Source organism: Heyndrickxia vini (assembly GCF_016772275.1).
Lineage (GTDB): Bacteria > Bacillota > Bacilli > Bacillales > Bacillaceae_C > Heyndrickxia > Heyndrickxia vini.
Genome location: NZ_CP065425.1, coordinates 1,224,153 through 1,244,698, shown reverse-complemented (window position 1 = coordinate 1,244,698; position 20,546 = coordinate 1,224,153). Strand labels below are relative to the sequence as shown.

19 protein-coding genes, 1 pseudogene and 1 riboswitch are annotated in these 20,546 nt (G+C 36.4%); all 20 genes and pseudogenes read right to left on the bottom strand.

The genetic code is table 11. The features are described from left to right. Nucleotides 1-78: 78 nt before the first annotated feature. The 20 genes and pseudogenes from I5776_RS06085 to I5776_RS05990 all read right to left on the bottom strand — a co-directional run bounded on the left by I5776_RS06085 (nt 79) and on the right by I5776_RS05990 (nt 20,402). Nucleotides 79-399, bottom strand: a complete 321-nt coding sequence (locus I5776_RS06085; RefSeq protein WP_425490340.1) for a YunC family protein — start codon at nt 397-399, stop codon at nt 79-81. A 57-nt stretch (nt 400-456) separates the two neighbouring features. Further along, nucleotides 457-1,833, bottom strand: a complete 1,377-nt coding sequence (locus tag I5776_RS06080) for a bifunctional metallophosphatase/5'-nucleotidase (protein WP_202779480.1) — start codon at nt 1,831-1,833, stop codon at nt 457-459. Nucleotides 1,834-1,853: 20 nt separating this feature from the next. Beyond that, nucleotides 1,854-2,711, bottom strand: a complete 858-nt coding sequence (locus tag I5776_RS06075) for a DUF72 domain-containing protein (RefSeq protein ID WP_202780709.1) — start codon at nt 2,709-2,711, stop codon at nt 1,854-1,856. A 124-nt stretch (nt 2,712-2,835) separates the two neighbouring features. Beyond that, on the bottom strand, nt 2,836-4,233 hold the full coding sequence (gene sufB, locus I5776_RS06070) for a Fe-S cluster assembly protein SufB (RefSeq protein ID WP_202779479.1): 1,398 nt from the start codon (nt 4,231-4,233) through the stop codon (nt 2,836-2,838). Between the two features lie 86 nt (nt 4,234-4,319). Then, nucleotides 4,320-4,751 carry a Fe-S cluster assembly sulfur transfer protein SufU gene (gene sufU / locus I5776_RS06065; RefSeq protein WP_202779478.1) on the bottom strand — a complete coding sequence of 144 codons (432 nt, stop codon included), beginning with the start codon at nt 4,749-4,751 and terminating at the stop codon, nt 4,320-4,322. Then, entirely contained in the window at nt 4,741-5,970 is a 1,230-nt protein-coding gene (locus I5776_RS06060) for a cysteine desulfurase (protein WP_202779477.1), read from the bottom strand. The genes sufU and I5776_RS06060 overlap by 11 nt, the downstream gene beginning before the upstream one ends. Then, on the bottom strand, nt 5,970-7,280 hold the full coding sequence (gene sufD, locus I5776_RS06055; RefSeq protein ID WP_202779476.1) for a Fe-S cluster assembly protein SufD: 1,311 nt from the start codon (nt 7,278-7,280) through the stop codon (nt 5,970-5,972). The genes I5776_RS06060 and sufD overlap by 1 nt, the downstream gene beginning before the upstream one ends. Nucleotides 7,281-7,297: 17 nt before the next feature. Beyond that, nucleotides 7,298-8,083 (bottom strand): Fe-S cluster assembly ATPase SufC, encoded by a 786-nt coding sequence (gene sufC, locus I5776_RS06050; protein WP_202779475.1) that lies wholly within the window; start codon nt 8,081-8,083, stop codon nt 7,298-7,300. 260 nt (nt 8,084-8,343) lie between these two features. Next, complete coding sequence (locus tag I5776_RS06045) at nt 8,344-8,502, bottom strand: YuzK family famiily protein (RefSeq protein WP_202779474.1); 159 nt, start codon at nt 8,500-8,502, stop codon at nt 8,344-8,346. Nucleotides 8,503-8,754: 252 nt separating this feature from the next. Further along, nucleotides 8,755-9,588, bottom strand: coding sequence for a MetQ/NlpA family ABC transporter substrate-binding protein (locus I5776_RS06040; RefSeq protein ID WP_202779472.1), 834 nt, complete (start codon nt 9,586-9,588; stop codon nt 8,755-8,757). 25 nt (nt 9,589-9,613) lie between these two features. Continuing rightward, on the bottom strand, nt 9,614-10,282 hold the full coding sequence (locus tag I5776_RS06035; protein ID WP_202779470.1) for a methionine ABC transporter permease: 669 nt from the start codon (nt 10,280-10,282) through the stop codon (nt 9,614-9,616). Then, on the bottom strand, nt 10,275-11,303 hold the full coding sequence (locus I5776_RS06030; protein ID WP_202779468.1) for a methionine ABC transporter ATP-binding protein: 1,029 nt from the start codon (nt 11,301-11,303) through the stop codon (nt 10,275-10,277). The genes I5776_RS06035 and I5776_RS06030 overlap by 8 nt, the downstream gene beginning before the upstream one ends. A gap of 112 nt (nt 11,304-11,415) precedes the next feature. Further along, nucleotides 11,416-11,522: riboswitch (SAM riboswitch) on the bottom strand. 126 nt (nt 11,523-11,648) lie between these two features. After that, nucleotides 11,649-11,987 carry an SCP2 sterol-binding domain-containing protein gene (locus I5776_RS06025; RefSeq protein WP_202779466.1) on the bottom strand — a complete coding sequence of 113 codons (339 nt, stop codon included), beginning with the start codon at nt 11,985-11,987 and terminating at the stop codon, nt 11,649-11,651. Between the two features lie 177 nt (nt 11,988-12,164). Next, nucleotides 12,165-12,470 carry a thioredoxin family protein gene (locus I5776_RS06020; protein ID WP_202779464.1) on the bottom strand — a complete coding sequence of 102 codons (306 nt, stop codon included), beginning with the start codon at nt 12,468-12,470 and terminating at the stop codon, nt 12,165-12,167. Nucleotides 12,471-12,543: 73 nt separating this feature from the next. Next, nucleotides 12,544-12,927 carry a glycine cleavage system protein GcvH gene (gcvH, locus tag I5776_RS06015; protein WP_202779462.1) on the bottom strand — a complete coding sequence of 128 codons (384 nt, stop codon included), beginning with the start codon at nt 12,925-12,927 and terminating at the stop codon, nt 12,544-12,546. 80 nt (nt 12,928-13,007) lie between these two features. After that, nucleotides 13,008-13,364 (bottom strand): arsenate reductase family protein, encoded by a 357-nt coding sequence (locus I5776_RS06010; RefSeq protein ID WP_202779461.1) that lies wholly within the window; start codon nt 13,362-13,364, stop codon nt 13,008-13,010. 124 nt (nt 13,365-13,488) lie between these two features. Beyond that, a pseudogene (locus I5776_RS06005) lies at nt 13,489-14,828 on the bottom strand (glycosyltransferase family 2 protein). Between the two features lie 110 nt (nt 14,829-14,938). Continuing rightward, on the bottom strand, nt 14,939-16,714 hold the full coding sequence (locus I5776_RS06000; protein ID WP_202779460.1) for an acyl-CoA dehydrogenase FadE: 1,776 nt from the start codon (nt 16,712-16,714) through the stop codon (nt 14,939-14,941). Between the two features lie 30 nt (nt 16,715-16,744). Then, entirely contained in the window at nt 16,745-17,920 is a 1,176-nt protein-coding gene (locus I5776_RS05995) for an acetyl-CoA C-acetyltransferase (RefSeq protein ID WP_202779459.1), read from the bottom strand. A 52-nt stretch (nt 17,921-17,972) separates the two neighbouring features. After that, nucleotides 17,973-20,402 (bottom strand): 3-hydroxyacyl-CoA dehydrogenase/enoyl-CoA hydratase family protein, encoded by a 2,430-nt coding sequence (locus I5776_RS05990; protein ID WP_425490339.1) that lies wholly within the window; start codon nt 20,400-20,402, stop codon nt 17,973-17,975. Nucleotides 20,403-20,546 lie beyond the last annotated feature (144 nt).

Below are 20,546 nucleotides of genomic sequence, written 5' to 3'. Positions count from 1 at the left end.
AATCCCCCCTTACAAGCTATATGTATGCTTGTAAGAGGGGATCTAGGATTAAAATCATCAAACATTTAGATTAGAATTTTATATCATTTTTAACAATGCCTCTTTACCTATCATACCTTTTTCAATGCCAATTTTTTCAGCTTGTAAGGTAATTGACTCCAATGGAGCATCGAGTAATTGTTCAATTGTTTTAACGCCAACCGCTCTACCTGCAATGATTTTTCGATCTTTTAATTTGTCATTTAATAAACTAACATCAAGTGCCCCACACATGATATACCCGTGGTCGTTTGAAACAGTAAGTAACGTAGTCTTGGGCAGCTTAACTGTTGTTGCAATAAATGTATATCCATTAATCACGACTGGTTCAATTGTAACCAAACGCCTCGCTCCTTTCATTTTATCCCAACTACTATCATGTGTATGGAATAGGCGTAAAGTGGTTACAAAATTGAACTATTTTCTGTAAATCTTTTTTAACTTCCATTCCATCACATCACGGATAAATTCAGGCATAAAATACTGTTTTTCCGCTGAATAAAGTTCAGGAAAGAAGTGTCCAAATGTGTACATATCGACCGTTCCTAATGTATACATTTTATTTTCCTCAAGTTTCATTCCATTAATAAAAAGATCATTTTCACGTATAGAAATATTATTATAAACAAAATTCCCCAATATTGTTCCCCGAAACCCTAATCCCTTTAACTCCAGTGGTGGCCATTTAGGATCAAACGATTGCTGTAGAACGCTTTTCAACTCTGCCCCGCTGAGCTTTATCATGCATGGGTTAATCGGATGTGGAAGAATTTTATGGATTTCATATTTGGTCACAATCCCTCTCTCCAAATGATCGAGTATGAGGCCTGCATTTATCATTGCACAGTCTGCATTGCACCATTCCTGAATCGCCTCACAAAGAATATGTGGAAGAATTGAATCCTGAAACCACTCAACAGATAGCGTTTCAGGTATGGTTACAACTTCTTGAAAAAGTAATTTCCTACCTTCTTCATAAAATTTTTCAATTTCACTCGTTTCATTGATTGGTGCTTGTAAATTCTCTATCGTATATAATCGGGCTTCTTTATTTTTTATTTTCATTTTTTCTACGTCGATCTCCAATTGTACATGCCCTACAAATTTCCCATGTTTCCCTGCAGCACCCAATAAAGTTGTACCAAGAGCGTTTGTTATTAATCTCCCGTTTTCAAGAATATGATGGGTATGTCCCCCTAGTATAATATCTATTTCAGGATAAAGTTTCGCTATTTTCTCGTCATCATGAATTCCTAAATGTGATAACAATATAATGATATCGGACTCTTTTTTCAATTGGTCAACTTGCCGCTGTATTTCTTCAATAGGATCTTTTAAATCCCATCCGAGAATGGTATATAATTTTTTAAAATTAGCAGTAACACCAGTAATGCCGACTTTTATTCCCTTTTTTGTTTGATAGATTTGATAGGGAATTGTCCAAGACGGTCTGCGATTTTGATGGTTATATAAATTAGCTAAAATGACATCAAACTCGGCTTCTGTGTAAAGAGTATCCAAATCATTATACGAAAGGGTAATGCCCTCATTATTACCAATGGTTACAGCTGTATAGCCCACTTCATTTAGTAATCGAGTATTTTCCTTTCCAACTGTTGCCTCCGTCAGAGGATGCCACCGGTCTACATGATCTCCGATATCAAATAGAAAGACTTCTTCCCCATTTGCTTTGTGATTTTTCTTTTGATGCAAAAGAAAATCTCTAATCCTCGGCCAATTTTCAAAATGGCTATGTATATCATTTGTATGGTAAATATGAATAGTTTCAATCATACATTGCACTCCTAAATGTATTAGCTGTTTTCACGAAATAAATCTAACTGTCTTGGGGCTAATCCATGATATTCAATGGATAACATATCAATAAATTGTTTTGCATTATCTGCAGCATCTCCCCCGGAGTTATTATTAAATATTACGTAAAGATCCTTTGATTGTCTATTTAACTCGCCAAGATGCCTTTTCCACTCCAAAAGTTCTTGCCGATTGTATCGATACAAATAGCGAACTTCTCTCCAATCGCCTTGATTTGGTTTCCGCCAACCATGAATATTTCTTCCATGAAACCGAATAAGTGTTTTAAGTGGGTTCGTTGCTTCTAATATAATGGGGATAGAGCCTACCCCCGCTTGTGGCTCGTCACAAATACTATGAATCCAACCTTCACTTTTTATAAAATCTAAAGTACTTTCAATAAACTGGGGATAATACCATGATTGATGTCTAAATTCCAGCGCGATCGGAAAGTGATTCATTTTTGTTTTGCAATAACGTAAATAGTCCACATGACTTTTTTTGCAATCAAACCATGGTGGAAACTGAAATAATACCATACTTAACTTACCCGCTTCTTGGAAAAGATGAATCGACTTTTTGAAAGCATCAAACATTTCTTCCCTAGATGAAAAAGGATTTTTTCCACGTCCATGTCCTGTCATTCCTTGGTATGCTTTGACAACAAATTGAAAAGGTTCAGGTGTGTCATTAATCCATTTTTGAACACTGCTTTCGGGTGGTACAGCATAAAAAGTCGAATCTACTTCTACTATTGGAAAATGTCCCGCATACTCTTTGAGCTTATCTTTTTGTGAAGTCCCATTTGGATAAATTGCATCATGATCTCCCCATCCAGCTAAACCTATATATATCAATCGATTCACCTACTTTCCTTCATGATATCGTACCATAAATTCTTAAAAAGGATGTAAAGGCTGGATCCTTTTATCCGAAAAAAATCACTTGGATGATCTCCAAGTGATTTTTCGTAAGGTATTATTAACCGATAGACCCTTCCATTTCGAACTTGATCAAGCGGTTCATTTCTACAGCGTATTCCATTGGTAGTTCTTTCGTAAATGGTTCAATGAAGCCCATTACGATCATTTCAGTCGCCTCTTCTTGGGAAATACCGCGACTCATTAAATAGAATAATTGTTCTTCAGATACTTTTGATACTTTTGCTTCATGCTCTAATGAAATATTGTCATTTAAAATTTCATTATACGGAATTGTATCTGAAGTTGATTGATTATCCATAATTAATGTGTCACATTCAATATTTGAACGTGCGCCTTCAGCTTTGCGGCCGAAGTGAACGATTCCACGGTACGTTACTTTCCCACCATGTTTTGAAATTGACTTAGAAACGATTGTGGAAGACGTATTCGGTGCTAAATGCATCATTTTCGCACCAGCATCTTGGTGTTGGCCTTTTCCGGCAATCGCAATAGATAATGTCATACCACGGGCACCTTCACCTTTAAGAAGAACAGCTGGGTATTTCATTGTCAATTTAGAACCGATGTTTCCATCAATCCATTCCATCGTTGCATTTTCTTCACATACCGCACGTTTTGTTACCAAGTTATATACGTTATTTGCCCAGTTTTGGATTGTTGTATAACGGCAATAAGCATTCTTTTTAATAATAATTTCTACAACCGCACTATGAAGTGAGTTGGTTGTGTAGACAGGAGCTGTACATCCTTCAACATAGTGAACATGTGCACCTTCGTCAACAATAATTAGTGTACGTTCAAATTGTCCCATATTTTCCGAGTTAATACGGAAATATGCTTGTAATGGTGTATCTACTTTTACACCTGGTGGGACATAAATGAATGATCCACCTGACCAAACAGCAGAGTTAAGTGCAGCAAATTTATTGTCCGTTGGCGGGATAACCGTTGCCCAATGTTCACGGAAGATATCTTCATTTTCCCTTAAAGCGGAATCCGTATCTTTAAATACAATTCCTAGCTTTTCAAGATCTTCTTTCATATTGTGATAAACAACTTCTGATTCATATTGCGCAGATACCCCTGCTAAATATTTTTGTTCTGCTTCCGGAATTCCAAGTTTATCAAATGTATTTTTAATTTCTTCTGGAACTTCATCCCAAGAACGCCCTTGAGCTTCTGAAGGTTTAACATAATAAGTGATTTCATCGAAATCTAAACCATTCAAATCTCCGCCCCATTGTGGCATTGGTTTATTATAGAAATGCTCAAGTGATTTGAGTCGAAAATCTAACATCCATTGTGGTTCATTTTTCATTCGTGAGATTTCTTCCACGATTTCACGTGTTAAACCTCGTTTTGAACGGAAAACAGAGACGTCCTTATCATGGAAGCCATATTTATAATCTCCGATTTCAGGCATTTTTTTTGCCATATCAATCATTCCTCCATCCTATTAGCTTTACATTTATGAAATCCAGTTTTTGACTAGAGGATATACTTATTATTAGTGTTTGGGAATTACTTAGAATCTAATCCCTTTTCCATCGCTTTCCATGCCAATGTTGCACACTTGATACGAGCTGGGAATTTCGAAACTCCTTGTAATGCTTCAATATCACCTAAATCTTCATCATCGTCATATTCCTTGCCTTGGATCATGTCGGAAAAAATATGTGAAAGTTTAACTGCAGTTTCAGCATCTTTTCCAATAATTGCTTGAGTCATCATCGATGCAGAGGCCATTGAGATCGAACATCCTTCTCCATCAAACTTCGCATCGACAACTTTTCCATCTTCTACTTTCATTGTTAAATGAATACGATCTCCACAAGTAGGGTTGTTCATGTCAATGATCACACTGTTTTCATCAATATGCCCCTTATTTCGCGGGTTTTTGTAATGATCCATAATTACCTGTCTATAAAGAGTATCTAGATTGTTAAAAGACATCGCTGAAGTACTCCTTTGTTTTTAAAAGTCCTGCAACAAAACGGTCGATATCTTCTTCTGTATTATACAAATAGAAGCTTGCTCTTGCAGTTGCTGAAACTTTTAACCATTTCATTAGCGGTTGTGCACAATGATGCCCAGCTCGAACCGCAATCCCTTCTGCATCTAGTACCGTTGCTAGATCATGCGGATGGACATCATCAAGATTAAATGTAACGAGTCCCGCACGCTTCATCGGATCCATTGGTCCATAAATGGTAATACCTTTTACTTCTGAAAGTTTATTTAGAGCATATTCTGCAAGTTGGTGTTCATATTTAGTGATGTTTTCCATGCCGATATCCTCTAAGAAATCAATCGCGGCACCTAAGCCAATGGCACCTGCAATAATCGGAGTTCCGCCTTCAAACTTCCAAGGGAGCTCCTTCCAAGTAGAATCGTACAGATCCACAAAATCAATCATTTCTCCACCGAATTCTACTGGTTCCATGTTTTCTAAAAGCTCTCTCTTCCCATACAATACTCCGATACCGGTTGGCCCACACATTTTATGACCAGAAAAAGCAAAAAAGTCACAATCCAAATCTTGCACATCAATTTTCATATGTGGGGTGCTTTGAGCACCGTCCACAACCATATATGCACCATTGTTATGAGCTATTTTCGTAATTTCTTTAATTGGATTAATTGTGCCAAGCACGTTCGATACATGCATAATCGCTACTATCTTCGTATTGGAGGTTACTGTTTTTTGAACATCGTCTAATGTAATAGTTCCATCCTCTTGCATTGGAACGTATTTTAATGTCGCTCCTTTTTGTTTCGCAAGTTGTTGCCATGGGATTAAATTACTATGATGTTCCATGTAGGAGATGACAATCTCATCTCCCTCTTTAACATTATCACGACCAAAGCTGTTTGCAATGGTATTTATTGACGTTGTAGTTCCTCGGGTGAATATTACTTCACTTGTCGAAGATGCATTAATGAATCGGCGAACCTTTTCTCGTGCACCTTCATATTTATCCGTGGCCCTTGTTCCTAATGTATGAACCCCACGGTGAACATTAGAATTGTCTTCTTTATAATAATTGTTAATCGCTTCAATCACTGAATACGGCTTTTGAGACGTCGCAGCACTATCTAGATATACAAGTGGATGTCCATTGACTTCTTGGTCAAGAATCGGAAATAATTTACGAATCTCTTTCGCATTCATTACTTAACTTTCCTTTCAATTACCTCTGTTAATGCACGTTTTACACCTTCAATAGGCAATTGATTTACTACTGGAGCAAGGAATCCATGAATAATTAAGCGCTCCGCTTCTTTTTTCGAAATTCCACGGCTCATTAAATAATAAAGTTGAACAGGATCAACACGTCCTACAGATGCTGCATGTCCAGCCATTACATCATCTTCATCAATTAAGAGCATTGGGTTGGCATCCCCGCGTGCTTTTTCACTTAGCATTAAAACACGTGATTCTTGCTCAGCATCTGATTTAGAAGCACCATGTTCAATTTTTCCGATTCCATTAAAGATAGATGAAGCTGAATCCTTCATAACACCGTGTTTTAAAATAAAGCCTTCTGTGTTTTTACCAAAGTGAGTAATTTGTGTCGTAAAGTTTTGAGTTTGACTTCCACGGCCAACAACGACAGTTTTTGAATGAGAAGAAGAACCATCTCCCATTAAATTCGTTGTGTTATTTGAAATCGTGTCACCATCATTCATCATACCCAAAGCCCATTCAATATTGGCATCACGATAAGCTACTCCGCGTCGATTTACATAAGTAGTAACACCTTCTGCTAAATTATCGACGGAACCATATTCAATTTTGGCATTGCCGTTTGCAATGATTTCAGTGATGATATTCGCAATCCCTTTAGCTTGATCATTTGTTGAAATATAGTTTTCCACATAAGTTACTGAACTATTGTCATCAGCAACAACAAGTACATGATTAAATAGTGGTGCCTCTGTATGATCATGTACATAAATTGTTTGGATAGGTTCGGCAACCTCTACATTTTTAGGAATGTATAAGAATACGCCGCCATTCATAAGTGCAGCATGTAATGCGGTTAATTTATGTTCATCAACTTTAACTGCATCCTTCATAAAATACTTTTGAACAAGATCTTCATGTTGTTTTACAGCAGTGATAATATCTGTGAAAATTACACCTTTGTCTTTAAGCTCTTCTGATAGAGTTAAAAATGCAGCGGTTTGATTATGTTGAATATATAAGTTTTTGTTTGCATTTTCTATATCGATTAATGATTTCACCGCTTCAGGTAGTGATTCTAAAGTTTGATAGGTATCACTTTCGATTGAATGCTGTGCAAATTGAGTAAAATTCCATCTAGTAATTCTTGTTTTATCAGGCTTTAGCATCGGAAGCTCTTCTGATTTAGCTAATGCTTGAATACGAAGCTTCGTAAACCACTCAGGTTCACCCTTTCCTTCTGAGAAGGAGCGAACATAATCCTGATCTACTGAAAGATTTGTTTCTACAGTCATGTTAAGTCCTCCCAACTTTATGCTTCTTGCCCTACTGTTTCGTCTTCAATTCCAAGTTCGTGTTTGATCCAGTCATATCCTTCAGATTCCAAGCGAGCTGCAAGTTCTGGACCGCCGGATTTAACTACACGACCTTGCATCATAACGTGAACATGGTCAGGAGTAATATAGTTTAATAAACGTTGATAGTGAGTAATGATTAGGCAGCCAAAATCACTGCTGCGCATTTCATTGATTCCTTTAGAAACGACTTTAAGCGCATCGATATCTAAACCTGAATCGATTTCGTCAAGAATGGCAATTTTCGGCTCAATCATCATGAGTTGAAGAATTTCATTACGTTTTTTCTCCCCGCCAGAGAAACCTTCATTCAGATAACGTTGTGCCATATTCGGATCCATTTCAAGCAATTCCATTTTTTTATCCATTTCGCGAATGAATTTCATTAAAGAAATTTCATTGCCTTCTTCACGACGTGCATTGATTGAAGAACGTAAGAACTCAGCATTTGTTACACCGCTGATTTCGCTTGGATATTGCATCGCTAAAAAGAGACCTGCACGTGCTCTTTCATCAACTTCCATTTCTAAAACATCTTTGCCGTCAAGGGTAATGCTCCCTTTTGTTACTGTATATTTAGGATGGCCCATAATTGCAGATGATAACGTTGATTTACCAGTACCATTAGGACCCATAATTGCGTGGAATTCGCCGCCTTTAATTTCTAAGTTAACACCTTTTAAAATCTCTTTTCCTTCGATCTCAACATGTAGATCTTTAATGATAAGTGTAGAACCTGCCATGATTATACCTCCGTTGTATATAAAAATTTCAAAACTCATTCTCAATTTATTCTCATTATAATCTTATAACAAATTAAAACTATAAGCAATAATGAAAGTCCGACCTTTGACTTTCAATAAAAGCCTGCTTTGATATCACTTTAGTTTTACCTCTACTCCTCACTTCATTCAAGTTGTAGGGCTGTCCAAGATTATGTACTTGATAATTGTATGGAATAAAAAAACCAGTGTAAACAACACTGGTTTCTCCTACTTCTATATTATAAATTACTTAACGTCTTTCGTCCAAGGTCTGCTGCCATTCGTTGGGACCTGATATATTCCCGCTCTCTTCTTCTTTCAACGAGCATTCTCACTTTATGCCTTCTTTTGTACACCTCATATCCAACTCCATGTGCACCATGTAATGCCTTTTCCATGTCATTTGTGTACTGAAACTCAAGAGAGTTAATAACGAATCATCCCTTCCATATTTGCTTTAAAACTTACGAATACAATCGTAACAAACATGAGAACAATGAACAAAGTGCATTTAAAAGGTTTATTTATCCCCTCAATCGTTCAGGGAGCATGAAAGCAAAAATTGTATATGTATACTTAATAATCATCTTAAATCCTTGATTATAGTAAAGAAAGCTACGGTATAATAAACCGAAGCCTTCTTTTAATGGTTATTTACTTGAAACAGGTACGACAGAACCATTCCATTCTTTAAGAATAAAATCTTGAATTTCTTTTGAATGAAGAACTTCTACTAATGTTTTAATTGCTTTTTTATTTTCATCACCTTTTCGAACAGCAATCACATTCACATATGGTGAATCATCGCCTTCAATGGCAATGGAATCCTTTTTAGGATCCATACCTACATCAATGGCGAAGTTAGAGTTAATTACAACCGCATCCCCTTCACCATTGTTATAAGCAGTTGTTAAAAATCCCGGATCGTACTCATAGTCAAATTTTAAATTTTTCGGGTTTTCGGCAATATCTTTTATTGTTGCTTCATCCTTATTCACGCCATCTTTAAGTTTAATTAAACCATTTTTTTCGAATAATGTAAGGATACGACCGTGATCTGATACTGAATTACTCATTAATATTTTTGCACCTTTTGGTAGATCTTTAAGCGATTTGTATTTTTTGGAGTATACTCCCATTGGCTCAATATGGATTTCACCTGCGATAGCAAATTTATATCCAAATTCCTTCATTTGTTTGTTTAAGTAGGGAATGTGTTGGAAATAATTTGCATCTAATTCTTTTGAATCAAGTGCTTTATTCGGCATTACATAATCCGTGAATTTTTTAATTTCTAAATTAATGCCCTTTTTCTTTAAAATTGGTTTTGCTTGTTCTAAAATGACTGCGTGTGGTGCGTTTGATGCACCGACTACTAATGTTGTATCTTTTCCATCTCCACTTGATTTTTCATCTGATTTGCCACAAGCGGCTAACCCAAAAACTAAAACAGCTGTAAAAAGAAATGCTAACCATTTTTTCATTTGTTTTTCCTCCTCTGATGCGAATCTAACGCTTATCTATTTTTCTTGTTATTGCATCACCAATCATTTGAATGATGAAGACAATAATTAAAATAATAATGGTGGCAACTACGGTAACATCTTGACGATTTCGCTGGAATCCATCTAAATAAGCCAAGTTACCTAATCCACCGGCACCAATAGCTCCGGCCATCGCAGTGTAGCCAACAATCGCAATGGATGTAACAGTAATGCCTGAAACGATTGCTGGTAGTGATTCAGGTAATAATACTTTAAAAATGATCGTACTTGTTTTTGCACCCATTGCTCGTGCTGCTTCAATAACCCCTTTATCTACCTCTCTTAGTCCAATTTCTACTAGCCTAGCATAGAAAGGAGCTGCCCCTATGATTAAAGCAGGCAAAGCGGCTTTAGGGCCAATAATCGTATCAACGATTATTTTTGTAAATGGAATTAAAAGTACGATTAAGATAATAAAAGGAATCGACCGAAAAATGTTTACAAAGGCAGAAACAATCGAATTAATTAAACTGTTCTGCCACAAATTCCCTTTTGTCGTAAAAAACAATAATAAACCTAATAATATTCCTAAAACAAATGTGGCAACTACCGACCAAGCGGACATAAAAAGCGTTTCTTTCGTAGCATCCCACATTTGATTCCAGTCTACATTTGGAAAATACTTCTCAATCATTTGCTTTAACCACCTCAAGTCCGACCTGCTGCTGTTGCAAATATTGAATTCCCTTATGAATTTCATCCGTTTGGCCATTTAAATGAACAAATAGCGTTCCATATGCGCCACTTTGTGTTTGCGAAATATTCCCTTGAATGATATTTACCGAGAGTTCAAAGTTGCGTATGAGATCTGTAATAATCGGTTGTTCCGCGGAATTTCCGATAAACGTTAATTTAACAATTTGCCCGCTATGATAATTTTCTAATAGTTGTTTTGCAGTTTCCTGCGTCTCTTCTTGATCCGTTAACTGTGTAACAAATTTTTTCGTAATTGCTTGTTGAGGATTCTTAAAAACATCTAGCACTGTTCCCATTTCAACAATTTTTCCGCTTTCCATGACAGCTACTCGATGACATATTTTTCGAATAACATGCATTTCATGGGTAATCAGAACAATGGTTAATCCAAGTCTTTTATTTATATCAACTAATAAATCAAGGATAGAATCCGTTGTTTGCGGATCCAGTGCGGATGTAGCCTCATCACATAATAATACCTTTGGATCATTGGCTAGCGCTCGAGCAATGCCTACACGCTGTTTTTGTCCACCGCTTAGCTGAGAAGGATAGGAATTCTCTCTGCCTTCAAGCCCGACTAGTTTAATTAATTCATCTACCTTTTTACTTCTTTCCTGCCTTGAAACACCTGCAATCTCAAGTGGAAATGAGATGTTTTCCCGTACCGTACGAGACCATAGTAAATTAAAGTGTTGAAAAATCATGCCGATTTCTTGTCTTGCTTGTCGCAATTGGGCACCTTTAATTTTGGAAACTTCTTTACCAGCGACAAGAACACTTCCCTCTGTCGGAATCTCTAAACCATTAAGCATACGAATAAGTGTACTTTTTCCCGCACCTGAGTAGCCGATGACACCAAAAATTTCGCCTTTATTTATCTCAAGATTTATATCATCAACAGCTGTTACTTTTCCACCCTTTGTTGAAAAGATCTTTTTTACATTGTGTATAGATATCATGATGTCCCACCTACTTTCTAACAACGAATATTACCTATTATTCTTACTAAAAGCCAAAATAAAATGCCTTTCTGCAAAATGAGCAGAAAGGCATGAGAATATAGAAACCTTTCTCTCATCTTCCAAAGTAAAAATACTTTGTGTGAATTGGCACCATTTCAGTTAACTGACGGTTGCCGGGCTTCATCGGGCACATCCCTCCACCTCTCTTGATAAGAGCACGTTTATTATTTAATTGTTTAATAGTTCATTAGGTACAAAAGTGATTTTAGCATGGTAAGAATAAAACGTCAAGAACAAAAGTGGATGCGTCTTGGTTAGCGTTGGAACTGGACGAAAAAAAAGTTATGCTACTTGGTATTCTCTGCACAGCCATAATAATGATTCCACTAATAAAGAATGCCGATAGGATCCACTCACTTGAACTTCACCATATTTCACCAATTGATATAGACGAATATCTCCATTTAACAATGCCTGTAATGCTTGTTTAGAAACATGTATTTCTAAATCAGCTTTTTTATCTATATATGATGTGTAATTGCATTGTACCTTTGAAAGATTCATAACCCATGTTTTATCTTCACATTTGAACAATATTGAAATTAGATGACTTGGAAGGAGTGCTTGTAAATGATTTCTTCTATTTATTTCAACTAATACGCGTTTGAATAATGTGTCCACACAGATCCCACCCTATGCTTTTTACATTATTAATTCACGAAACAAATAATTTATCCTTTATCAATCGTTCAACAATGTTTTTATAAATAAAAAAATAGATAGCTTATCTTGTCTAAACAAGTCACTATCTAGTTATTTCCCAAGAAATTTGTCGAGAAACATATGCAGTTTTTATCATTAGAATTGCTTAAGTACATCATATAGATTCGTGACTGATTGAAATGCATATATTTTTTCCTTACATTCCCCATTTTGAAAAATCAATAAGCAAGGAACACTTTCTATGGAATACTGTGCGGCAATTTCAGGCATATAATTTAAATCCGCTTTGCTAAATTCAAATTCCGGCACTATTTTCTCTACGATATCTAACATTTTTCCTGCTACCTGGCATGTTCCACAAAGTGGAGTATAAAAATAAAGAGCAAGATTATCGGCATTTTCCGTATACTGAATAACTTCTTCCTTCGTCCATACTTTCATAAGCATATTTCATCCTTTATATAGCAAACACCTTGGAAACTAGCCCCAAGGTGTTTTCATTTATTAATATTTATTAGTCTTCTTTAATCATTTCTTCGTATTGTTCTGCTGACATTAATTCGTCTAATTCAGCAGCGTTGCTTGGTTCAACAACAATCATCCATGCTTTTTCATATGGTGATTCGTTAACAAATTCAGGGCTGTCGCTTAGTTCTTCATTTACAGAAACAACTTTTCCGCTTACTGGTGCATATAATTCAGAAACTGTTTTAACTGATTCAACACTGCCAAATGGTTCGTTAACTTTTACTTCATCCCCTACTTCTGGCAGTTCAACGAATACGATGTCGCCAAGCTCAGATTGAGCAAAATCAGTGATACCGATCCGTAAACTTTCTCCTTCTTTTTTCACCCATTCATGTTCTTCAGAATAACGTAATTCATTTGGTAAACTCATGGTAGAAACCCCTCCAATGATTATTCAAAAATAATAGTTACATAAATCCCTTTTGCAAGCAAGAAAACTGGCGCTTAAAACTATAACCAAGTTTGCTCATACATCTCTTCATTAAAACCAACAGTCACTTTATCATGATTCGTCAGAATGGGGCGTTTAATAAGCATTCCATCTGAAGCAAGAAGGCTTAACAGCTCATCCTCGGATGCCGCTTTAATACGATCCTTCATTCCTAGTTCACGATATTTTTGCCCTGAAGTGTTAAAAAACTTCTTCAACTCTAGGCCACTTTTTTTATAAAGTTCTTTTAATTCCTTTTGAGTCGGCGGATTTTCAGAAATATGTATGGCTTCAAAGGAAATGTTATGTACTTCTAACCATTTTTTTGCTTTACGACATGTCCCACATTTTGGGTACCAATAAAATGTTAATGCCATCATTATTCACCACCTACTAATCAAATATATGATTCGACATTAATTTTATTTTACCTTCTTATTTAATGAAATTCAAAGATATTATTTTAATAAAAGAACTTAAACAAAGCATTATTAAAAAGCATCATTTCCATTTCCTCTCCATTTTAAATAACTCCTGAATATATCCATATGTCGAAACTGGGGACATAATGATTTGGTAGAAAAGAATAAAACAAATAAAACCAACTATGTTGTTTCTTATTTTTAAATTTAATGGACGGAACACAAATCGCTTTTGATATAGATAGAGAATTCCAAAACTTATTAATGTTAACGGTAAGACAAGTAATGTCATCGGACCAACAATCCAATAATGTCCAAACAGTGCCAGGATTAAACCAGGTATCCAAAAAAGGGTGTAGGTGATGTCTAAAAAGGGCATGATCAAGTTCACACCCGTTAAATATTTAGTATATATTTGCGGTTGTTCCCAAGGTTTGATTGCTTGTAATCCTTCAATCATTCCTCTCGCCCATCTAGAACGTTGATGAATAAAATGAGGCAAAGATGCGGGAACATCGGTAAAAGCTACTGCAAGGGGTTCAAAATAAACCTTTTTCTTTTTTTCGAGTAATCTCCAAGTGACTACAATGTCCTCACCAATGGCATTTGGCCATCCACCTATTTCTTTCAAATTCTTTGTACGATATATGCTAAACGCACCTTGTGCTACTAATGTTCCTTGGTATAACCCTTGAAGTCTCTTAATCGAAGCTATGCCTAAGAAATAATCCCATTCTTGAATTTTCGTCCAAATATTATAAGGCTGTTTCGAACGAGAACGGAACCTGCAACAGCAGCAACATCATTTGGACTACTTTCTATTCTAGCGATAAGATTTCTTACCGCAGACGAATGAATAATGGTATCCGCATCCAATGTGATTACATAGTTTGTTTTTACCTGCTGTAATCCAAAATTTAATGCATAAAATTTTCCGCGCTTTTTTTCACGTAGCAATTTAATATCCAATTGTAATTCTTCCATCGCTCTTTTTACTTCTGCAACCGTTTGATCATTTGAAGCATTGTCAATCACCAGAATGGTGATTTTCCCACGATGATCTTGGTTCTTAATGTATTTTAACGTAGTGTAAATTCTTTTTTCTTCATTAAATGCCGCAATTAAAATAGTAACTGGTTCTATTGGGTCTTCATTTTTAAATTCGGGTTGTTTATCAAACAACAAACTCATAATTAGAAATGAATTTAGATACCCCGGAATATAAGATATTCCAGAAATAATAGCTATTGCGATAGGGAAAGTAACGATTTTAGCTAAATCATAAATCCAAGGTAAAGAAATAATAATTGAGAAAGCCATCCAAAGTAATGCGACGAAATGGCTTACCCAAAATTTAAACTTGACAGTAATATAAATTTTTTGCTGGAGTTTATTGAGGAGATTCCAAGAGTTGCGCATACAGATGCCTCCAAATTTTAAACAACAACCTTATTTAGTCATTATTATCATGCGATAAATAAGAAAAAAATCCCTGATACAATATATATCAGGGATTTCCGTAGATTTTATTAAAGGACAAAACGTTCTGCTTCAATAAGCTTCACTGATGCCTCACGTTTTTTAGCAATGACATTAATTGGCGTATGACGGGTTAATTTACGAAGTGCAGATAGCATCATCCGTAGTGTATCACCATCTTCAATAGCTACAATTGATTCTTTAGCCAATTGTTCAATTTCATTAATTGATTCTTGACAGAAGATTTGTGTATAAAGAATTTTTTGTTGGCTCTTTTCAACGCCATCTTTAGCTATTGCCTTTTCCGTACGTAAAACAACAGATTCCATTGCATAGGCTAAAGAAATAATATCTGCAACGTTAACAAGTACTTCTTGCTCTTGTTCAAGTTTTGTACCGAATTTTTGTGCACCTAGCCCAGCTACCATTAGTGCCACTTTTTTTGCACTTCGTGTTAAATATTTTTCTTGATCTAATGCGCCATCTCCAATTTCTTCCGGCATCATCATCATAAGCTCTTCTTGTAAGCTTTGGACTTTTTGAAGAAGTGGCAGCTCGCCCTTCATTGCTTTTTTCATCAATGTTCCCGGAACAATTAAACGATTGATTTCATTTGTACCTTCAAAAATACGATTAATACGAGAATCACGGTAAGCTCGTGAAATTTCATATTCATCCATAAAGCCGTAACCACCATGGATTTGGACACCTTCGTCTACTACATAATCAAGAACTTCGGAGCCAAATACTTTGTTTAATGAACATTCAATCGCATATTCGGCAATTGAATTTGCAATCTCTTGGCCATCTTTTACATCAACATGGCTCATTCTTTCGTCAAAAAGACCTACTGTACGGTATACAGAGCTTTCTGCTGCATAAATTTTAGAAGCCATTGTTGCTAATTTTTCTTTCGTTAAATTGAATGCTGAAATCGGTGTTTTAAATTGTTTACGTTGGTTTGCATATTTCACAGTAATTTCAAATGCGCTTTTTGAACCGCCAACTGTACCTACACCTAATTTGTAGCGGCCAATATTTAAGATGTTAAATGCAATTTTATGCCCTTTTCCAACCTCACCGAGTAAGTTTTCAACTGGAACTTCTGCATCTTCTAAAATTAATGTACGTGTCGAAGAACTCTTAATTCCCATTTTCTTTTCTTCTGCACCTGTTGATACTCCCGGATATTCACGTTCCACGATAAAGGCTGAAAATTTATCCCCATCGATTTTTGCGTATACAACAAATACATCTGCAAATCCAGCATTAGTAATCCATTGTTTTTCACCATTCAAAATATAATGTGTCCCTGCTTCATTTAATTTTGCCGTCGTTTTTGCACCTAATGCGTCAGAGCCCGAGCTTGGTTCTGTTAATGCATAGGCAGCCAGTTTTTCACCCGTTGCAAGTAATGGCAAATATTTTTTCTTTTGCTCTTCATTGCCGAATAACACGATTGGTAAGGATCCAATCCCTACATGTGCACCGTGGGAAATGGAGAACCCGCCGACTTTAGCCATTTTTTCCGAAATTAATGCTGAGCTTACTTTATCTAATTCTAAACCGCCATATTCCTCAGGAACATCTGCACCTAACAAACCTAGATCACCTGCAGATTTTAATAGTTTAACAGAACGCTCAAATTCATGTTTTTCCAAATATTCTACTTGTGGAACAACCTCATTATTTACGTAATCTTCGGTTGTTTTCGCGATCATTTTTTGTTCATCGGAATAATCCTCTGGAGTAAACATTTGCTCAAAAGAAATATCCTCAATTAAAAAGCTTCCACCTTTAATTAATTTACCTGCCTGATTAGTCATTTTATCTTCCTCCTAAACGATGTTAATTTTCTAGATTAATTCAAAAACACCTGCAGCACCCATACCGCCGCCTATACACATAGTCACAACACCGAACTGAACATTGCGTCTTTTCATTTCATGGATTAAGGATAATGTTAATTTTGTTCCCGTACAGCCTAATGGATGTCCAAGAGCAATCGCTCCCCCGTTTACATTGACAATTTCCTCATCTATTCCTAACTGGCGAATGACTTGAATGGATTGAGAAGCAAAAGCTTCATTCAATTCGAATAAGCCAATATCTGATAGTTCCAGTCCCGCAATTTTTAATGCTCTTGGGATTGCCTCAACCGGTCCGATTCCCATAATTTCCGGAGGCACGCCGGCTACTGCAAATGAACGAAATTTAGCCATCGGCGCAAGTCCATGTGACACAGCCTTTTCCCGATCCATTAATAACACAGCTGCTGCTCCATCACTTGTTTGAGAAGAGTTTCCTGCTGTTACTGATCCTTTAAGATTGAATGCCGGTCTTAATTTTCCAAGTACATCTACACTCGATTCAGGACGAACCCCTTCATCCTGACTAAATACAATTTTTTTCTCAACCAATTTATTATCTGCTCCGACAGAACAAAGTGTAACATCTACCGGCACGATTTCGTCTGCGAATTTTCCTTCAGCGATCGCTTTTGCCGCCTTTTGGTGACTTCTTACTGCAAATGCATCTTGATCTTCACGTGAAACGCCGAACTTCTGTGCAACTTGTTCGGCTGTATGCCCCATTCCCATATAATACTCAGGAGCCGTTTCTGCAAGAGTAGCATTCGGGCGGACAACATGGCCCATCATTGGTACTAGACTCATAGATTCCGCTCCACCCGCTAGTACTGTATCTGATGATCCAAGCATGATTCTTTCTGCACCATAGGCGATTGATTGAAGGCCTGATGAACAGTAACGGTTAACTGTTACCGCAGGTACCGTATTTGGAAGGCCTGCCAATGCACCAATATTACGCGCCATATTTAATCCTTGTTCAGCTTCCGGCATCGCACAGCCAATAATTAAATCATCTATATTCCCTTCATAATTCCCCGCACGCTTCAATGTTTCTTTAACAACTAAAGCACCTAGATCGTCCGGTCTAACATTTGCAAGTGTCCCTTTACTAGCTTTTCCAACCGGCGTTCTTGCACCAGCTACGATTACTGCCTCACGCATTTGATTCCCCTCTTTCATTTAGCAATTCGTATCTATTAGTTAATTGATTTGCTTAGTTTCTCAATGGTTTTCCTTTTACAAGCATGTATTGCATACGTTGTTGTGTTTTCGGTTCAGCAATTAAACTTAGGAAAGCTTCTCTTTCTAAGTCAAGTAAGTATTGTTCATCAACTTTTGAACCGTATGGTACTTTACCGCCGGCAATGACATAGGCAATTTTCTTTGCAATTTTTAAATCATGCTCAGAAATATATCCTGATAAATACATTCCTTCTGCACCTAATAATAATGTTGCATAACCCGTTTCACCTACGACTGGCACCTTTTGTCTGACAGGTGGTTTATACCCTTGTGCATCCAATGCAAGTACTGCTTGTTTTGCATCATATAATTGATGATCCGGATTTACACTTATACCATCAGCATTACTTAAGAAATTGTTCATTCTTGCTTCCTCAGCGGAAGTAGATACTTTTGCCATTGCAATGGTTTCAAATACTTTATTTGCTACTTTTTGTAAATCAAAATCAACGCCATTTGGCATATTCTTTAAGTGTTTAATATAGAGTTCTTTATTTCCGCCGCCCCCTGGCAGCAAGCCTACACCACACTCAACTAATCCCATATATGTTTCCATTGTTGCTTGGATGTGTGCGGAAGGTAAACAAACCTCGGCCCCGCCGCCTAATGACATGGAAAACGGTGCAGTCACAACAGGCTTTGGACTATACTTGATTTTCATCATCGCATTTTGGAATTGTTTGATGACCATATCAAGTTCAAAGAAGTTATCATCCTGTGCTTCCATAAGCATTAATGCTAAATTAGCTCCGACACAGAAATTCTTTCCTTGATTTCCTATCACCAAGCCTTTATAGTTTTTTGCCACTTCATCCACGGAATAGTTGATCATTTGAATAATGTCGAAACCGATCGCATTGTTAGGTGAATGGAATTCTAATAATGCGACGCCATCTCCTAAATCAATTAAGCTTGCACCAGTATTTTTCTTGATAAGTTTTCCTTGATTTTTTAATTGCTTTAAATTAATTACTTTAGGATTTTGTTCTACCTTTTTATACTCACCCTCGTGGTAAAAAGTCGTTTCATCATTTTCTTCTTTGTAAAAAGAAGTAATTCCTTTATTTAACATTTCCTCAATCCATGTTGGAACAATCAAACCGCTTTCTTTCATTTTCGCTACTGATTTTTCAACCCCGATTGCATCCCATACCTCAAAAGGACCTTGTTTCCAACCAAATCCCCATTTCATCGCATTGTCAATTGAGACGATATCATCCGCAATTACATTTACTAATTCTGCTGAGTAAATGAGGACCGGCGCAAAAATATTCCAAAGTAGTGAACCTGCCTTATCCTCTGCATAAACAAGCGCTTTCATTTTATTAGCTGAACCTTTAACTTGCTTCGCTATTTCTAATGAAGGTGCTTTTAACTTTTTTCGTTCTTCATATTCAAGTGTATGTGGATCAAGTTCTAATATCTCTTTACCTTTTTTCAAATAAAAGCCTTGACCACTTTTACTTCCTAACCAACCATTTTCGAACATTTTCTTCATAAATTCAGGTACATCAAATACTTCCTTTTCTTTTCCATCTACTTGTTCATACACATTGTTCGCGACATGAATGAATGTGTCCAATCCAACGACATCTAGCGTTCTAAAGGTTGCACTCTTTGGGCGACCAATTAGCGGACCTGTTATAGAATCTACTTCACCAACGCTATACCCGCCTTTGAGCATTTCTTGAACAGTTACTAAAAGTCCGTATGTGCCGATACGGTTTCCGATAAAGTTTGGTGTATCCTTTGCAACAACGACGCCTTTTCCAAGAACATCTTCACCGAACACTTTCATGAATTGTAAAACTTCTGGATCCGTATGTTTTGTCGGTATAATTTCAAGAAGCTTTAAATATCTTGGTGGATTGAAAAAGTGGGTACCAAGGAAATGCTTTTGAAAATCATCCGATCTTCCCTCTGCCATTGCTTCTACAGAAATCCCGGATGTGTTTGAGCTGACAATGCTTCCTTGCTTACGATGTTGATCAATCTTTTCAAAAACATTCTTTTTTATTGTTAATTTCTCTACAACAACTTCTATAATCCAGTCAACTTCAGATAATTTCGTTAGATCATCTTCTAAATTACCCGCTTGAATGAGTGCAAGATTTTCTTTTGTCGTTAGCGGTGCCGGCTTTTGCTTCAGCAATTTTTTTAAAGCAAGATCACTAAACCGATTACGAACAACTTTATCTTCTAATGTTAGCCCTTTTGCTTTTTCCTCGTCCGATAATTCTTTGGGCACGATATCCAATAGCAAAGTTGGAATCCCAATATTCGCTAAATGTGCAGCAATTCCAGATCCCATAACTCCTGAACCTAGGACAGCCGCTTTTTTAATGCTTTTACTCAATGCTATTTCCTCCTTCAATGCCTTCTTGAATGAATACTCATTCATTTTTCTTTTAAAAAAATATCTCATGAATGAGCTTACTATCTATAATATAAATGATTTTTCCAAAACTATCAATTACTAATCTCTAAAAATGATAAATTTTCTAAAAATACATTCGATTCGACGACCGATTATTAAATTTGAATT

What these genes read in the sequence shown, in the direction of transcription:
- I5776_RS05990 (WP_425490339.1), bottom strand. Translation starts at nt 20,402, where the DNA reads ATGAATGAGTATTCATTCAAGAAGGCATTGAAGGAGGAAATAGCATTG.
- I5776_RS06060 (WP_202779477.1), bottom strand. Translation starts at nt 5,970, where the DNA reads ATGAATGCGAAAGAGATTCGTAAATTATTTCCGATTCTTGACCAAGAA.
- sufD (WP_202779476.1), bottom strand. Translation starts at nt 7,280, where the DNA reads ATGACTGTAGAAACAAATCTTTCAGTAGATCAGGATTATGTTCGCTCC.
- sufB (WP_202779479.1), bottom strand. Translation starts at nt 4,233, where the DNA reads ATGGCAAAAAAAATGCCTGAAATCGGAGATTATAAATATGGCTTCCAT.
- I5776_RS06000 (WP_202779460.1), bottom strand. Translation starts at nt 16,714, where the DNA reads ATGACTAATCAGGCAGGTAAATTAATTAAAGGTGGAAGCTTTTTAATT.
- I5776_RS05995 (WP_202779459.1), bottom strand. Translation starts at nt 17,920, where the DNA reads ATGCGTGAGGCAGTAATCGTAGCTGGTGCAAGAACGCCGGTTGGAAAA.
- I5776_RS06010 (WP_202779461.1), bottom strand. Translation starts at nt 13,364, where the DNA reads ATGGCATTAACATTTTATTGGTACCCAAAATGTGGGACATGTCGTAAA.
- I5776_RS06080 (WP_202779480.1), bottom strand. Translation starts at nt 1,833, where the DNA reads ATGATTGAAACTATTCATATTTACCATACAAATGATATACATAGCCAT.
- sufU (WP_202779478.1), bottom strand. Translation starts at nt 4,751, where the DNA reads ATGTCTTTTAACAATCTAGATACTCTTTATAGACAGGTAATTATGGAT.
- gcvH (WP_202779462.1), bottom strand. Translation starts at nt 12,927, where the DNA reads ATGAGTTTACCAAATGAATTACGTTATTCTGAAGAACATGAATGGGTG.
- I5776_RS06085 (WP_425490340.1), bottom strand. Translation starts at nt 399, where the DNA reads ATGAAAGGAGCGAGGCGTTTGGTTACAATTGAACCAGTCGTGATTAAT.
- I5776_RS06045 (WP_202779474.1), bottom strand. Translation starts at nt 8,502, where the DNA reads ATGGAAAAGGCATTACATGGTGCACATGGAGTTGGATATGAGGTGTAC.
- sufC (WP_202779475.1), bottom strand. Translation starts at nt 8,083, where the DNA reads ATGGCAGGTTCTACACTTATCATTAAAGATCTACATGTTGAGATCGAA.
- I5776_RS06020 (WP_202779464.1), bottom strand. Translation starts at nt 12,470, where the DNA reads ATGAAAGTATGGACGAAGGAAGAAGTTATTCAGTATACGGAAAATGCC.
- I5776_RS06040 (WP_202779472.1), bottom strand. Translation starts at nt 9,588, where the DNA reads ATGAAAAAATGGTTAGCATTTCTTTTTACAGCTGTTTTAGTTTTTGGG.
- I5776_RS06035 (WP_202779470.1), bottom strand. Translation starts at nt 10,282, where the DNA reads ATGATTGAGAAGTATTTTCCAAATGTAGACTGGAATCAAATGTGGGAT.
- I5776_RS06030 (WP_202779468.1), bottom strand. Translation starts at nt 11,303, where the DNA reads ATGATATCTATACACAATGTAAAAAAGATCTTTTCAACAAAGGGTGGA.